The 15,804-nt window shown below is 33.4% G+C and carries 10 protein-coding genes; 4 read left to right on the forward strand and 6 right to left on the reverse strand.

The window, feature by feature from the left end:
* Nucleotides 1–12: 12 nt before the first annotated feature.
* Genes Q1B05_RS05315 through Q1B05_RS05325 form a run of 3 tightly spaced genes read left to right on the forward strand, consistent with a single transcriptional unit; the run spans nt 13 to nt 2,752 of the window.
* Complete coding sequence (locus Q1B05_RS05315) at nt 13–1,317, forward strand: polysaccharide deacetylase family protein (protein ID WP_299778349.1); 1,305 nt, start codon at nt 13–15, stop codon at nt 1,315–1,317.
* Entirely contained in the window at nt 1,307–1,993 is a 687-nt protein-coding gene (locus Q1B05_RS05320; protein WP_299778351.1) for a YjjG family noncanonical pyrimidine nucleotidase, read from the forward strand. The genes Q1B05_RS05315 and Q1B05_RS05320 overlap by 11 nt, the downstream gene beginning before the upstream one ends.
* A 33-nt stretch (nt 1,994–2,026) precedes the next feature.
* On the forward strand, nt 2,027–2,752 hold the full coding sequence (locus tag Q1B05_RS05325; RefSeq protein WP_299778353.1) for a hypothetical protein: 726 nt from the start codon (nt 2,027–2,029) through the stop codon (nt 2,750–2,752).
* Between the two features lie 14 nt (nt 2,753–2,766).
* Here the strand turns inward: Q1B05_RS05325 and Q1B05_RS05330 are convergent, their stop codons facing one another.
* Nucleotides 2,767–4,044 carry a replication-associated recombination protein A gene (locus Q1B05_RS05330; RefSeq protein ID WP_299778356.1) on the reverse strand — a complete coding sequence of 426 codons (1,278 nt, stop codon included), beginning with the start codon at nt 4,042–4,044 and terminating at the stop codon, nt 2,767–2,769.
* Between the two features lie 108 nt (nt 4,045–4,152).
* Between Q1B05_RS05330 and Q1B05_RS05335 the strand changes: the two genes are divergently transcribed.
* A complete protein-coding gene (locus tag Q1B05_RS05335) occupies nt 4,153–4,917 on the forward strand; it encodes a rhomboid family intramembrane serine protease (protein ID WP_299778358.1) in 765 nt (254 codons plus the stop codon).
* Nucleotides 4,918–5,107: 190 nt separating this feature from the next.
* Here the strand turns inward: Q1B05_RS05335 and Q1B05_RS05340 are convergent, their stop codons facing one another.
* The 5 genes from Q1B05_RS05340 to Q1B05_RS05360 all read right to left on the reverse strand — a co-directional run bounded on the left by Q1B05_RS05340 (nt 5,108) and on the right by Q1B05_RS05360 (nt 15,646).
* Nucleotides 5,108–6,487: a RagB/SusD family nutrient uptake outer membrane protein gene (locus Q1B05_RS05340; RefSeq protein WP_299778360.1), complete on the reverse strand. Its 1,380-nt coding sequence runs from the start codon at nt 6,485–6,487 to the stop codon at nt 5,108–5,110.
* 6 nt (nt 6,488–6,493) lie between these two features.
* Nucleotides 6,494–9,544, reverse strand: a complete 3,051-nt coding sequence (locus Q1B05_RS05345; RefSeq protein ID WP_299778362.1) for a TonB-dependent receptor — start codon at nt 9,542–9,544, stop codon at nt 6,494–6,496.
* Between the two features lie 570 nt (nt 9,545–10,114).
* Nucleotides 10,115–10,840 (reverse strand): hypothetical protein, encoded by a 726-nt coding sequence (locus Q1B05_RS05350; RefSeq protein WP_299778364.1) that lies wholly within the window; start codon nt 10,838–10,840, stop codon nt 10,115–10,117.
* A gap of 34 nt (nt 10,841–10,874) precedes the next feature.
* The gene (locus Q1B05_RS05355; RefSeq protein WP_299778366.1) at nt 10,875–12,488 is read right to left on the reverse strand and encodes a RagB/SusD family nutrient uptake outer membrane protein; all 1,614 of its coding nucleotides are present in this window, start codon (nt 12,486–12,488) and stop codon (nt 10,875–10,877) included.
* Between the two features lie 29 nt (nt 12,489–12,517).
* Nucleotides 12,518–15,646: a SusC/RagA family TonB-linked outer membrane protein gene (locus Q1B05_RS05360; protein WP_299778368.1), complete on the reverse strand. Its 3,129-nt coding sequence runs from the start codon at nt 15,644–15,646 to the stop codon at nt 12,518–12,520.
* Between the last annotated feature and the right edge of the window lie 158 nt (nt 15,647–15,804).

Below are 15,804 nucleotides of genomic sequence, written 5' to 3' on the forward strand. Positions count from 1 at the left end.
TAAAATCAATATGTGCTTTTAGTATATACTCATAAAATAACGCCACGTATAAAATTTGCGTTTAAACATCTCTGTACCAGAATTCTTGGTATTCCAGTATCGTTTACTACAACTATCGAAACATTTATTGCTCACGATAGTTTAAAAATGTCGTATACGAAACAGCCTTTAGGGAAAGAGATTTTTATTCGTAGCCACGATTTGTTGTTTGAACAAGGTCTTTCAGATCCGGATTTAAATATTATGAATTGGGAGGATACTAAGTGTTTCTTTTTTAATGGCGATAAAAGCGCAATTCCATTCGATATTTTTGCAGCTTCATTTTATTTGTTAAGTCGGTATGAAGAATATTTACCACATGTAAAAGATGAGTTTGGTAGGTATGTAGCAAAAGAAAGTTTAGCGTATAAATACAAGTTTTTAGATCAGCCAGTTGTCGATATTTGGGCCTATAAATTTAAAGCAGCTTTACAAGCACATTATCCAGATCATCAATTTAAAGACCGATCTTATAGTATAAAACCTATAATAGATGTGCCTTCGCCTTACGATTTTAGATTAAAAGGGTTAATGCGCAATTTAGGGGGAACTTTTAAAGATTTGTTTGCGCTTAGGTTTAAAAAGTTTTATTATCGCTATATGGTGTTATTTGGACTTAAACGCGATCCTCATGATACCTTTAAATACATATTAAACAAGCAGAAACAAACGAAGTATAAATTTCATTTTTTCTTTTTAATAGGCGATTACTCTACTTACGATAAGGGAATTAGTGTGCACCGAAAAGATTTTGTGTCTTTAATTAAATCGGTAGCAGATTACTGTAAAGTAGGTTTAAAAGTATCTTATTTTGCTATAGAGGATAAAGCCGTGCTAAAGGAAGAACAACAACGTATGGAAAGCATTATAAATACGTCTTTGGTAGAATCTCGAAATTCTTTTTCTAAATTAAATTTGCCTGATTTATATCGTAATTTAGTTGAATTAGAAGTACAAGAAGATTATACTATGGGATATGTAAACGAACTTGGTTTTAGAGCAGGAACGTGTACTCCATTTTTCTTTTACGATTTAGACTACGAAGTGCAAACGCCATTACGTATAAACCCTTATCACGTTATAGATTCTGCGTTATTAAAATATACGTCTTTATTAGACAAAAAGGAATCACTACAAAATATAATTAATCAAGTGAAACAAGTAAATGGAGAATTTGTTCCCGTATTTCACAATTATACATTTAGTGGTCATGGCCGGTGGAAAGGTTTTAAAGCATTATTCAATCTTATTTTAGACTCTACAGAACATGACAAATAATATAAAAGATGTGTTTTTCGATTTAGATCACACACTTTGGGATTTCGAAAAAAATTCAGCATTAACATTTCAAAAAATATTTGAAGTCAATCAATTACAAATTGATTTAGACGTATTTTTAAATGCATATATTCCTATAAATGAAGATTATTGGAAACGTTTTAGAACCGGAGAAGTCGATAAAGAAGCGCTGCGCTTTGGACGATTGAATGATACTTTTGAATATTTAAAAACTCCAGTTAAGGCAGATTTAATTTATAAATTGTCTGATGATTATCTGGCTTATTTATCATCATTTAATCATTTGTTTCCAGATACTACTTTGGTGTTAGGCTATTTGCAAACTAAGTATAATCTGCATATTATTACAAATGGATTCGATGAGGTTCAGTATTCAAAATTAACAGGCTCTAATATAAATCAATATTTTAAAACGGTTACAAATTCAGAAGAAGCAGGAGTAAAAAAACCGCATCCAGATATTTTTAAATATGCTTTGCAAAAAGCAAATGCAGAGGTAAATACAAGTGTAATGATTGGAGATAATTTAGAAGCAGACATTCTTGGCGCTATAAATGTTGGTTTTAAAGCAATTTATTTTAATGAAACGCCGTTAACAACGTATCCAGAAATTACTCAAATTGACAAATTAATTGAATTAAAAAACTTTTTATAAAACTTAATTACCTTTACACAAATTATTATACTCATGAGAAAATTATTTTTATTGTTATTTATAAGTGTGTGTTTTAGCTCTATTGCTCAAACAAATTTAAATACTTATAAATATGTGATTGTTCCTGAAACTTTCGATTTTTTAAAGAAACCAGATCTTTATCAAATGAATGCTTTAACCCAGTTTCTATTAAATAAAGAAGGGTTTATAGCAGTTATGGAATCTGATACTATGCCAGAAGATTTAAATGCAAATGGGTGTTTAGCGTTGCGTGCCGATGTTGTTAACGAATCGAGTTTGTTTACTACTAAAATAAAAGTACTATTAAAAGATTGTAAAAATACTGTTATTTATGAAACAGCTTTAGGAGCAACAAAAGAGAAGGACTATAAAAAAGCTTATCAAACAGCATTAAGAGAAGCTTTTAAATCTTTTGAAACTGTAAATTATAAATATCAACCTAATACGCCAACAACAGTTTCTGTTCCTGTTGCGCCAGCACCAGCCGTAACGTCTAATACTGTGTCTGAAACGGTAGCTCCTGTTTCAGGTGTTTTATATGCACAAGCAATTTCTAACGGCTATCAATTGGTAGATAGTACTCCTAAAATAGTTTATACTCTAAAAAAAACAAACATGGAAGATGTGTTTTTTGTTGTAGGAAAACAAGCAACTGTTCGTAAAACAGGAGATAAATGGGTTATCGAATTTTATGAAGGGGATACTCTAAAAGAAGAAGTCCTTAACGTGAAATTTTAAACGCAAAATTAAATTTAATAACCATATTTAGCTTTCCAACGTTGCTTTAAAAAGTTGCGATCAGATTGCTCTCTAGCATTAGCACCAGGCTCATACAGCTTGGTGTTTTTTATTTCGTCTGGTAAGAACTCTTGTTCTGCAAAGTTGTTTTCATAGCTGTGGGCGTATTTATAGTCTTCACCATAACCTAATTCCTTCATTAATTTGGTAGGTGCATTTCTAATATGTAATGGGACAGATAAATCGCCAGTAGCTCTAACTAATTGCTGGGCTTTACCAATAGCTTCGTAAGCCGAATTACTTTTTGCCGAACATGCTAAATAGGTTGTACATTGACTTAATGTAATTCTAGATTCTGGATAGCCAATTGCAGATACTGCCTGAAAGGTGTTATTTGCTATCACTAAAGCGGTAGGATTTGCATTACCAATATCTTCACTAGCTAAAATTAAAAGTCGGCGTGCAATAAATTTTACATCTTCACCACCTTCAATCATTCGGGCTAAGTAATATACAGCTGCATTGGGATCGCTCCCACGTATAGATTTAATAAAAGCAGAAATAATATCGTAATGTTGTTCGCCAGTCTTATCGTAACGAACCGTATTGTTCTGTACTTTTTCAAGTACAATCTCGTCTGTAATTATAATTTCTTCACTTTCAAAAGTATTTACTAACAGTTCAAAGATGTTTAGTAATTTTCTTCCATCTCCTCCAGAAAGACGTAATAAAGCAGATGTTTCTTTTAGTTTAATGTCTTTTCCTATCAAGAAGCTGTCTTTCTCTATTGCACGATGTAAGAGCTGCTCTAAATCGGTTTTGTCAAATGCATTTAAAACATAAACTTGACAGCGAGAGAGTAGGGCAGGGATAACCTCAAAACTTGGGTTTTCTGTTGTTGCACCTATTAGAGTTACCCAACCTTTTTCTACAGCTTGTAGTAGTGAATCTTGTTGCGATTTACTAAATCTATGAATTTCATCTATAAAAAGAATCGGATTTTTAGTTGTAAATAAACCTCCACTTTGTTTAGCCTTATCGATCACTTCACGAATATCTTTCACACCGGAATTTATGGCACTTAAAGTGTAAAATGGTCTGCCGGATTGTGTCGCTACAATATTAGCTAAAGTGGTTTTTCCTGTGCCTGGAGGTCCCCAAAATATCATAGATGAGATTAAGCCTTGTTTTAATTGTATCCGCAATGGGCCATGTGGTCCTACAAGGTGAGTTTGGCTAATATAGTCGTCTAAAGTTTCAGGACGTAAACGTTCTGCTAAAGGTTCGTTCATGTTGTAAAATTACTTATTTTTTCATGTTTTAAAATGTTTACCGCCTGACATTTTATCATTAGTAGTGAAAATGGTTTACAATTTGATTATTTTAATGAAATTCAATTTATGAAACAACACGACCATTTTAAATTTTCTAACGGGGTTCTTGCATATCCGTTAGTATTCGTGTTAATACTTTGGTATGTGTATTGGTTTGAAGTTGAAACTAATATTTTCTTTAATGCACACGGTATCTATCCGCGAACTTTAGCTGGTTTACAGGGGATAATTTTTAGTCCGTTTATTCATTCTGGAATTTCACATTTATATCATAACTCCATTCCTTTATTTGTTTTAAGTGTTGCTCTGTTTTATTTTTATAGACCAATTGCGTGGAAGGTTTTAGGGTATGGTATTTTGTTATCGGGTTTTTTAACATGGTGTATTGGTAGGCCGTCTTACCATATTGGAGCGAGTGGTTTAATTTACGTTTTGGTTAGTTTTATTTTTTTTAAAGGTGTTTTTGCAAAACATTATAGATTGATTGCACTGTCGCTTTTAGTCGTGTTTTTGTACGGAAGTATGATTTGGTATGTTCTGCCTGTAGAGGAAGGGATTTCGTGGGAAGGACATTTGGCAGGTTTAATTACAGGTTTGTTTTTTGCAATGATTTTTAAGAAAGAAATAGCTAAACCAAAACAGTTTGCTTGGGAAAAAGATGATTATAATGAAGCAGATGATGAATTCTTAAAACATTTTGATGCTGATGGAAATTTCATAGAATACAAGCCAGAAGAGGAGGTCGAAGACGAGTCTCTCGATGATCCTTCAACAGTTTATATTTATGTTTTTAAAGCGAATAAAGAAGATGATAAATTAGATGAAATGTAATACAGTTTAGTGTAATAAAAAACAAGACTGCTTAATAAAAGCAGTCTTGCAAGAGACTAATTACATAAATAATTAAAAATTACTTTATGTTGAACTTTAGTGTGATATTACTAAGTTCTCCCACGTATTAGAAGTCTTAATAAACTTCTTAAAGTAAGTGGTTTTGTAAGGATGGATTATTTTTATTTTGTTAATAACCATCGTTTTGCACCATATTAGAGTTGGTGTCTATATCGTTTTGAGGAATAGGAAAAGCCAGACGATAATCTCCATAACTAATTGTAGATGTAAAGTTTTGTTGTAAAGATGTTTTTTCAATGTCTTGACCAGTACGCATAAGATCATCAAATCTAAAACCTTCAAACATTAACTCTTTACGGCGCTCGTCTAAAATAGCGTCTTTGGTTATAGTTGTTAAGCCAGCTAAACCTCTGTTAGTTCTTAGTGAGTTTAATTCGCTTAAACCTCCTCCTGTAGATTCGTATAACGCTTCTGCATAATTTAAAATAATCTCTTCGTAACGAATAACAGGTACGTTATCAGATCCATTAATATCTGGGTATTTGTATAGATTACGTAATAAAGTGCCTTCGTAACCTAATATATCAGCTCTTACATCGCCGTCTTCAAAAATATCGATTACCTCGTCTAATACTTGTATGTCTCCATAACTACCACTATCTCCAAGTCTGTAAATAAAACCTAGACTGTTACTGCTTAAGTTATCTGAGCTGGTGTAAGCAAGTTCGAAAATTGAATTTTGCTGACTTCCGGCAGACCAAGAGCTTACAAAGCTGTCTGCAGAGACCATACTATATAAACCGGAGTTAATAACGGCTTCAGAAGCAGCGATTGCATCATCCCACATTTCAAAATAAATAGCAACTCTAGATTCTATAGCTTTAGCAGAATATTTAGACATTGTTATTTTTGTAGAATCGTAATAATCATCACTCATCATATCAAAAGCAGTTTGTAGGTCTGCCATAATAGCTGTAACATTTTCTGTATAAGTCGATCTGCGTGGGTATAAATCTTCTCCTTTATATTCTGTTACGTAAGGTATTCCTAAAGTTCCTCCAGTATTCATTTGGCCATATTGTTTCAATAAGTCAAAGTGAACTAATGCTCTTAAGGCATAGGCTTGCCCTTGGATATGATAACCTTCTTCTAATTCGCTAGTATCTGTAGCTAAGGAAGTAACGTCTTGAGCTATAATTACGTTTGCAATAGAGATGGCTTCATAAGCTTCATCGTAAAAGAATCCTGTATTTGCATTATAAGCAAACGAGGCTTCTGTTGTGAAACGTCCAGAGTTACCATTAGAAAAACAGTTGTCTGTTCTAACCTCATTATTTATAATATAATCTCTACCGTAATATCCGCTTTCTGTTAAGTATTCGTAGGCACCTAACATTAATCCCGAAATATTATTTATTGAGTTTATACCATCTTCAACCGATTTGTTTTGTTCTAGAGAAGGGTCTAAATCTTCGGTAGTACATGAGCCTATAGTAAGCACTAAGGTTGCTGCCACTAGAATTCTATATATGTGTTTTATGTTTTTCATAGTCAATTAAAAATTTACGTTAACACCAAAGATTAATGATTTTGTAGGAGGTGTTTCTAAACCTGTAAAACCATCAGCATTTACTTCTGGATCATATTTTAAATAATCACTTTTAACCCAAGTATACGGATTTGTAGCTCTAACAAAAATTCTTGCAGATTGTAAACCTACAATTGAATTTACGCTATCTGGAAGGTTGTATCCAAACGTAATATCTTTAATTCTGAAGTAATCTCCATCATATAAAAATTTACTGTTTTGTTGCCATGGCGTAGTTGAGTACGTCATTTTTCCAAAACGTGTTTCGTCTCCTGGTTGTTGCCATCTGTCTAAGATCGCATCAACACCTTGGTAATATAATGTTGTAAATAAGTCCGTACCATTGGTATATCTAGCCCAATCTTCGTAAACTTTGTGACCTCCAGCATAGTAAGAAGATACATTCAAGAAGAAGTTATATGCTTCTATGTTTAAATTTAGACCTGCTGTAAAAGTTGGTAGAGCACTACCGCCTTGCCAAGATTGGTTAGCTTCAGTATAAATATTTGTAGTTTCACCATCTTTTCCATCAATATAATATAAGTCTTCACCTGTTTGAGTGTCTACGCCAGCCGAAGAAACCATATACCAACCATAGGCAGCATGTCCAGATTCAACTCTTTGAGTCGTACCGCTTATTACAGTTTCTTCTCCCGAGTTGTCTTCATACATTTTAAGAACTTCATTTTTATTTGTAGCAAAATTACCACCTATAGATACAAATACGTTTTCAGAACGTACGATATCAGCATTAAACTCAAACTCAAATCCTTTGTTTTCCATTTCTCCAACATTAGCAATTTGAGAAGAGAATCCAGAAGTAAAAGGTAAGTTTACATTAAGTAACATGTCTTCAGTTCTTCTGTTGTAGTAAGTAAGTGTAGTTGTAAATCTATTATTGAAAAATCCTAGATCTAAACCAACATCTACAGCTTTAGATGTTTCCCATGATAAACCATCTGCTCCGAATGTATCTAAGTAAATAGCAGAAGTTCCGTTATAATCACCATCATATCCAAGTAGTGATTGGTATTGGTTTATAGAAATATCTGCATTACCTGTTAAACCATATGATCCTCTTAATTTTAATGTGCTTAACCAAGAAGAGTCTGCTAGAAAAGCTTCCTTGTGTACGTTCCAAGCTGTACCTACAGACCAGAAAGTTCCCCATCTGTTATCTGCATCAAATCTTGAACTTCCTTCTCTACGAATGGTTGCATCGAAAACATATTTTCCTTGGTAACCACTATAGTGCATTAATCCGGTGTAAGATGCAATTGCCCAATCTGTAAAATATGAATTAGCACTTGTTGGTGTACCTGCAGAGTTGAGGTTTGTTAAACCATCGTCTGCAAAATTTTCTGCTTCTCCTTCAAGATAATTATATCTGTTTTTTTGATATTCTTGTAATACTTTAAAATTTAAACTATGGTCTTCGTTTATAGCGAGTAGATAATCTAAATTATTTTGGAATACATAATTTGTTCTTGTGCTATTCGCTTGCCAACCGTAACCATTTGTAGACGCACCATCTCCATCAATTCTGTTTCGGTATCTTTTATAGTTATATAATTGCAAATCTATAGCAACCGTAGTGTTAAAAGTTAAGTTTGGAATTGGTAACTCCCACTTAAGTGTATTGTTAGAACTTATTCTAGTAAATTTAGAGTCGTCTATATCTTCTTGTGCAATTAAAAGCGGGTTAGGAAGTGATGTCTCTAAATTTATATTTCCTTCGTCGTCATATGGTTGGTCTGTTGCAGGCATAAAGAATTTAACAGCTCTAGGTGAAGAAAAATAGGCGCTTGTTTCTAGTAAACCATCTTGGTAAGAGTACGATCCTGAGTTTCTTGTAGAAAACGTAATTTTATCTGAAAAATCTTTAGTTAAATTTACTTGTCCAGTAAATCTTTGAAAATCTGACCCGATAACAGTTGCTTCTTGATCGTAATATCCAACCGAAGTAAAGAATGAGTATGTTTCGTCTCCACCACTCGCAGATAAGTTATATTCCATTAATGGTGCATCTTTATTGGTAATAACATCACCCCAATTTCCTTCTGGTCTGCCTGCAGCATTCCATGTAGCATATACACCTCCGTCTAAATTGTTATCCTCACTAAATGCTTGGGCTCCATCAAGATCAAAACCATAATCTGCTCCATATGTGTTGTAAACAGATTCGTAATATAACATTTCTCTTTCTGCACCAGTTAATACTTGTGGTCCATCTACAGCATCGTTAGAAAACCCGTAAGAAGAATTAAAGTTGAATTGTGTTTTTCCAGATTTACCACTTTTAGTTGTGATAACAATTACACCATTAGCTCCTCTAGCTCCGTATGCAGCAGTAGCAGAAGCGTCTTTTAATACGGTAATACTTTCAACATTATTTGAGTTTATAGATGCTAATGGAGAAAAAGAAGAGCCTGAAGTTGTGCTATTTGCAGCCGCACTAGATACAGGAACACCATCTATAACATATAAAGGCTCGTTACCTGCTGTAAGTGAACTTCTACCTCTAATTCTAACATCTGAAGTGGATCCAGGTGTTCCAGAGTCAACATTAAAAGTTAAACCTGCAACTTTACCTTGAAGTACTTGGTCAATTGTAGAAACAGGTACTTGTTCGAATGCTGCACTTTCTAATTGGACTGTAGAACCCGTAAGTTCTGTTCTGCTAGTTTTAGTATAGCCCATTAATACTATTTCGTCTAAAGCAGAAGCGTCTTCTTCTAAAGTAACGTTAATGGTATTAGAAGTGCCCACTATTTTTTCTTGAAGCTTGTATCCTACAAAACTAAATGTAATGGTTTGTCCAGGTGAAGCTTCAATAGAATACTTTCCGTCAAAGTCTGAAGAAGTTCCTGATTTAGATCCTTTAACCATGATTGTTGTACCGGGTAATGGTAAATCATCTGGCCCTGTTATGGAACCTGTAATTGTTTTTTGTTGTGCATATGTAAAATGCATAAACAGTAGCAGAAGTGTTAAAACTCCGTAAGCTTTTCTTTTCATATGATTTATAGTTGAATTAGTTGTAACTAAAATCATAATTATATGTTAATAAGTCAATTTTTTTTAATTAAAACTTGTGATTATCTAAGTTTTTTGCAGAATACATAATCAATTGTATTTTTTTTATGTTAATTTTTAAAATTTATTTCTTTTTTTTTCAACTTGATAACGTTTCAGTCTTCTCATACTAATAGATTTAGGTTTTTTTAGTATGATTTTTATATAAAAATGACAGAATTGTCATTTTAAAAAGCTTGTTTATTCTAATGCCTCCTTATAATACGTTTTTTATACACTTATATTAACGATTATTATATGAGAATGAAGTTGTGTTTTAATTAAATACAAGCTGTTTTTGTATTCGATATAGAGGGGGAGAGGTTTTCTTATTTAAGTTTTATATTAAGATATTAATGCTTATTATATATTTTTAATTATTTAAAAATAGAAGAAAATAGCTATCCTTATTTTAGGGTTTTACATGTTGAAATTGGAGATCTTGTTTTAATGTCTATAAAATAAAAAAGCCACCTCGTTAGAGGTGGCTTTAATGAATTAACACTTTGAAATTTATTTAGTGTCGAATGCTGTAGATTCGCTTTCGCCAAAATCTCCACCACCAGTAGCTTTTACTTCTCCATCTATTGTTAGCGTGTAAACACCGTTTGCAGGATAACTTAAGCCGTCTCCGTAACTATCTGTCATTACAAAAGTATAATCTCTACCAAAACAAAGTGAAATGCTTTCTGATGTTGTAGCTTGACCATCTGTATAATCGCTACTAGATGCTACGGTACCTCCAAGAGAATCGGTAATATACCATCCGCTTTCACTAGCGTAACCATCAAAAGTAATATCTAATGTTGCAATTACTTCATTACATGTTTGGATGTATTCAACAGAAGTAGAACTTCCATTACCGTATCCAGTTGCAACATCTGTAAAGCTTATGCTTAGTGAATTAACTCCAATACCTAAATCAACATCAGATAAAGAAACTGTTAATATTCCAGAATTACTTCCGCTAGGTACGGTTACTGATGTAGGTACACTATATGAACCTGCAGGCGCATCAGTTGCATCTACAGAGACATTAAAAGTTACATCAGATTCAACAATTTTAGAGGTATAAACAACAACATCTACAGTTGTTGATCCGTCAATATCAACACTACTTGAGTATGTTGTATCTCCAAAAGCAACATAATCAAGAGACGATTCAAATTGATCATCTTCACAATTAAGTAATAGAGTTGATGAGAGTATTATTAAAAATATATTTGCTATTTTTTTCATGAGTTTTTATATTTTTTGAATTTAAGTCTAATGCTTAGTTTTGATCAGCATCAGTCATGTAAGGGTTTGCATCAATCTCTGATTGAGGAATTTTAAAAATCCACTCATCGTTAACAGATGGTTTTGCTTGAATAAAACCGTCTTGATAAAGTGTTAATGACGCCCCAGAATTTGTTTGGTCAATACCCTCATCCCATCTTAAGTTGTCATGGTAACTAAATCCTTCACCCCATAATTCAACTCTTCTTTGCCATTTAATTTCATCCATTAAAGAGGCTTGATCTGCAAATGCTGTTTTATCGAAAGCGCTATCTCTTGCAGAACCTAAAACATCTAAAGCATCTTGAGCACCAGAAACATCATTTAACATGGCTTTTGCTTCAGCTTCTATAAGAACCATTTCAGAAGATCTCATATAAATTACATCATCAGGATCTATAGAACCAGGATTACTTGGTTTAAACTTCACACTCATGTAAGGGTGTGTGTTGTGTCCTGTTGTAGCTCCGTAAGTTTCAATAATATCTTCCCATGCTGCCCAGAAATCTGTTGCATTATCATAGTTAGGGTCTGTTTCGTAACTACCTCCTTGATCATTAGACGCTGCAGAGTTTGTGTTAGGAGCTAAAGGTAACCATCCTTGTGTTCTGTAATCAGTAGCAGGAAGTCTATCGTATAATTCTTTACTAATAAGTTTTGGATTACTTCTATTTAAACTACCATTAAAGGCAAAAGCAATAAAGTAAAAGTATGATTGGTAGTAATTTGTTTCTGTGTCTATAACAGTACCTCCCCAGATAACTTCTGATAAGTCGGTAGTATTGAAACCAGATAACCAGTCAGTCTCACTTAGGATAGGGTAACCATCTCTTGCAAGAGCAGCACTTTCTGCAGCTGTAGCCCAATCTCCTTTAGATAAAGCAATACGTGCTTTAATACCATAAGCAGCATTAAGAGAAATGTTAGATTTATTATCTGCAGCACTTCCGTTTTGTAAATAACTAATAGCAGCATTAATATCACTTTCCATTTGTACATAAACTTCTTCAACAGTGCCACGAGGGCCTCCTTCGTAAGGTGCTCCAGCTTCAGTTAATACAGGAACCCCTGGATCTGATGATGGTGTGCCATAAATATATCCTCTAGAGAAACTTGTAACTAATCTTAAGTATGCCCATGCACGGTATGCATAAGATTGGCCTAAGACTTTGTTTAAGTCTTCTGTTTCTGTGTAATCACTTTCAGCAACTTTATTAATTATGGTGTTTGCTGTTTCTATAAAGTGGTAGCGTTGGAACCAAAGATTAAAATTTGTTGTAGAACTTGGAAGTGTATGTGTATTCCATTTTAAGTCTGATGTCATCCAACCATTTCCTGGAGAAGAATGAATAGCGTTACCTCCAATAGCATCGAATGAAGGTATAAAGTAGCTCTCTCCAGATCTACTAGAAGTTCCGCCTTCTAAAACGTTTTGACCGTACATCATTCTATGAAGTCCATTTAATATAAGGTCCATGTTTTCTGTGCTAGAAAGAGCGGCTTCTTCTGATATTGAATCTGTAGGTGTTGTCTCTAGATAGTCTTCACTACAACCTACGAATACTACCATTGACATGGCAAGTAATAATAGAATTTTATTTCGTATCATTTTTATGTTTTTTAATTAAGAATTATAATTTAAAATGCAACGTTTAAACCTACAGAGATTATTCTGCTTGGGTTATAGTCATCACCTGATGGTGTACCTGCTAAGTTGTATTGAGGGTTTAAACCTTCTCTTTTAGTAAACGTAAATAAGTTTTCTCCAGAAATAAATAATCTTAATTTATCTAATCCTATTTTATCTGTAGTACTATTGCTTAAATTATAAGCGATGTTTACATTTCTAATAGCTAAGTAAGAGGCATCTGTTAACCATCTAGAAGATAAGCTTGGAGATAAATCTGTATTTCCATTTTCCATACGAGGTACATTTGTAATGTCTCCTGCGTTTTTCCATGCTTTAAGTGCGTCTGGGTGTAAAGAAGCTCCATAATCACCTTCGTGCATCATTGCAGCATAACCATAATCTAAAATATCTCCTCCTAATTGGTAAGATAATAATACGCTAAGTTCAATGTTTTTATAGCTAAAGCTGTTAGATATAGAACCAATTAAATCTGGTACAGCACTTGCTCCAGTAAAACCTTTACCTGCATCAGACCAACTACTTGTTGTTGCATGAGTACCATTTTCGTTTAAAACAGGGATACCTACTTGTCCATCTATTTCTTCGTACATGTAGTATAATGCATCTCCATTACTAGGATCTACACCTGCATAATCGTATAAAAAGAAATCAAATCTAGATCTGCCTTCTTCCCAACGTTTAGAGCCGGTAGTAAAAGGTGATGGAAGTGAGGTGATTTCATTTTTAAGTGTAGATGCTTGTATTCCAAAATTCCAATTGAACTTATCTGATTGTATAATGGCAGCGTTTATTCCAATTTCAAAACCTTCATTATATAAGTCTCCTACGTTATCTGGAGCTTCAATTTGACCTTCTGAAGCCGGAATTGGCACATTGTATAAAAGGTCTGAAGAAATCTTTTTATAGTATTCAAAAGAACCTGATAAACGATTATTAAATAAACCGTATTCTAGAGCAAAGTCATAACTTTCTGAAGTTTCCCATTCTAGATCTTCGTTACCTGTTGTATCCCAATAAATACCTGGTTCTCCTGCATTAGAGTAAATTGCATATAATGGTTGAGAGATATAATAATTTCCTAATTGATCATTCCCAACTTCTCCATAAGATGCTCTTAATTTTAAACTATTAATGAAAGATACGTTATCCATAAAATTTTCTTGATCAATTCTCCAAGAACCACCTATAGAATAAAAAGTACCCCATTTGTTATTTGTAAATACAGAAGATCCATCTCTTCTTGCAGATGCACTTAAGTAGTATTTATTGTCGAAATTATAATTTAATCGGCCTAAATACCCTTCTAATTTGTAATCTGTACTACTACCTGAGGCGTCTAAAACTACAGAGAAATTGTCTAACTCATATATTCCTGTTGCAGTTTGTGTGCTTTTAAAAGCTCTGTTCAGAGAAAAGTTTCTGCTGAAACTTTCGTGTCCTACCATAACATCAAAATTATGCGCACCAAAAGATTTGTTGTAAGATAATATTTGATTAAAATTTTCAGTCGTTCTTTGATATCTTTCATCACTAAATCTAGCTGTAGGTGCACCATCTCCAACTTCTGCATTTTCGTAACTTTGATTTACACCATCTTGATAATCTTGACCGTATATTAAGCTAAGTTTTAGACCTTCTAATGGTTTGATGTCAGCATTAAATCTGTAACCGTAATTGTCTGTAGTTGTAAGTTCATTGTTTAAAATAGCTTCTTCAAGCGCATTACGACCTACATTTGTTGGTCTTGATTGGATTCCTAGAGAAGAAATACTTTCTCCACGATCCCAAATTACATCTCCTGCTTCGTCTCTTAAAATAGCACCTGTTGTAGGGTCTAATAAGTAAGGAGAGTAAATAGATCCCATGTTTTTAGCAAATCCAAAAACGTTTGCAACAGAGTTGTCTCTTGAAGGAGGACCATGTTGTTTTTCGTTAGATATGTTTACATTACCTCCTAAAGATAACCAATCTGTAGCATCGAAACTACCGCTTAAACGGCTTGTTACTCTTTTATAATCACTTTCTATAACATATCCTTTTTCATCTAAATTAGAAACAGATAAAAAGACAGTATGTTTTTCTCCACCACCAGATACGTTAATAGAATTACTAGATCTAGATCCAGTTCTCTCTAAAGCATCGTACCAGTCTAAGTCTTCTGCGATAACTTGAGCATTAGGATTTAAATTTCCATTAACATCAACGATTTGATCGTTTGCAACATTAAAAGGATTACGTCCTAAACGATTAAATATAGATGAAGAAGCTTCTATTGCAGCATCTGCACCACCTCCTAAAGAGTTTTTGTAAGATTGCCACATTAACTCGTAGTATTCTCCTGGAGAAACAGCTTCATATTCATTGATAGCTTTAGTAATTACACCATATTGGCTAGTGACATTAACCGAAATTCCAGAACCTTTTTTTCCTTTTTTGGTTGTTATGATAACAACACCATTTGCAGCACGAGAACCGTAAAGCGATGTAGAAGCAGCATCTTTAAGTACTGTCATAGACTCAATATCGTCTTGATTTAATGTTCCTAACTCTCCTTCGTAAGCAACTCCATCAACCACAAAAAGTGGGTCTGTATCACCATTTAAAGTTCCAACACCTCTAATAACAATTTCAGGTGAAGAACCTGGTTGTCCAGAAGATGAAAGAAACTGTACTCCAGTCACTTTACCTTCTATTGCAGAAATAGGAGAGGATAAAGGACGTAAGTCTAAATCTTTAGAACTTACAACTCCTGCAGAACCTGTAAAAGCTTCTTTTGTTGTTGTACCAAAAGCGACAACAACAACTTCTTCAAGTGATGTAGCATCTTCTATTAATACGACGTCTATAGTGCTAGACATGCTAATTGTTACTTCTTTAGTGATAAAGCCCATAAAGCTAAATCTTAACTTGTTTCCAGTATTAGCTTTTAAACTGTAATTTCCATCGAAATCTGTTGATGTTCCAGTTTTTGTACCTATTACTGAAATTGTAGTTCCTGGTAACGGTAAACCGTCTTCTCCCGTAACCGTACCTGAAACTGTTTTTTGTTGTGCAAAAGTAAATTGCACGACAAACGCTAGAAATAGCGTTAAAATACCATGTAACTTTGTTTTCATGTTTAATATTTTGATTAGAATTATCAAACACGAAAATCACAATTATTTGTTAAGAAAGCAATTATAATTAACTAAATTTTAAGATTTTGTTATCTTTTTGAGATATATATAATTATACGTGTCAAAATAAGTAATAATTTGTTATTTTTAACTTTATA

The sequence above is a fragment of the uncultured Formosa sp. genome (assembly GCF_947500765.1).
In the GTDB taxonomy this organism is placed as follows: domain Bacteria; phylum Bacteroidota; class Bacteroidia; order Flavobacteriales; family Flavobacteriaceae; genus Formosa.

Excerpts from the sequence above, each read along its gene's own strand:
- Q1B05_RS05320 (WP_299778351.1), top strand. The coding sequence starts at position 1,307 with ATGACAAATAATATAAAAGATGTGTTTTTCGATTTAGATCACACACTT.
- Q1B05_RS05325 (WP_299778353.1), top strand. The coding sequence starts at position 2,027 with ATGAGAAAATTATTTTTATTGTTATTTATAAGTGTGTGTTTTAGCTCT.
- Q1B05_RS05330 (WP_299778356.1), bottom strand. The coding sequence starts at position 4,044 with ATGAACGAACCTTTAGCAGAACGTTTACGTCCTGAAACTTTAGACGAC.
- Q1B05_RS05335 (WP_299778358.1), top strand. The coding sequence starts at position 4,153 with ATGAAACAACACGACCATTTTAAATTTTCTAACGGGGTTCTTGCATAT.
- Q1B05_RS05340 (WP_299778360.1), bottom strand. The coding sequence starts at position 6,487 with ATGAAAAACATAAAACACATATATAGAATTCTAGTGGCAGCAACCTTA.
- Q1B05_RS05345 (WP_299778362.1), bottom strand. The coding sequence starts at position 9,544 with ATGAAAAGAAAAGCTTACGGAGTTTTAACACTTCTGCTACTGTTTATG.
- Q1B05_RS05350 (WP_299778364.1), bottom strand. The coding sequence starts at position 10,840 with ATGAAAAAAATAGCAAATATATTTTTAATAATACTCTCATCAACTCTA.
- Q1B05_RS05355 (WP_299778366.1), bottom strand. The coding sequence starts at position 12,488 with ATGATACGAAATAAAATTCTATTATTACTTGCCATGTCAATGGTAGTA.
- Q1B05_RS05360 (WP_299778368.1), bottom strand. The coding sequence starts at position 15,646 with ATGAAAACAAAGTTACATGGTATTTTAACGCTATTTCTAGCGTTTGTC.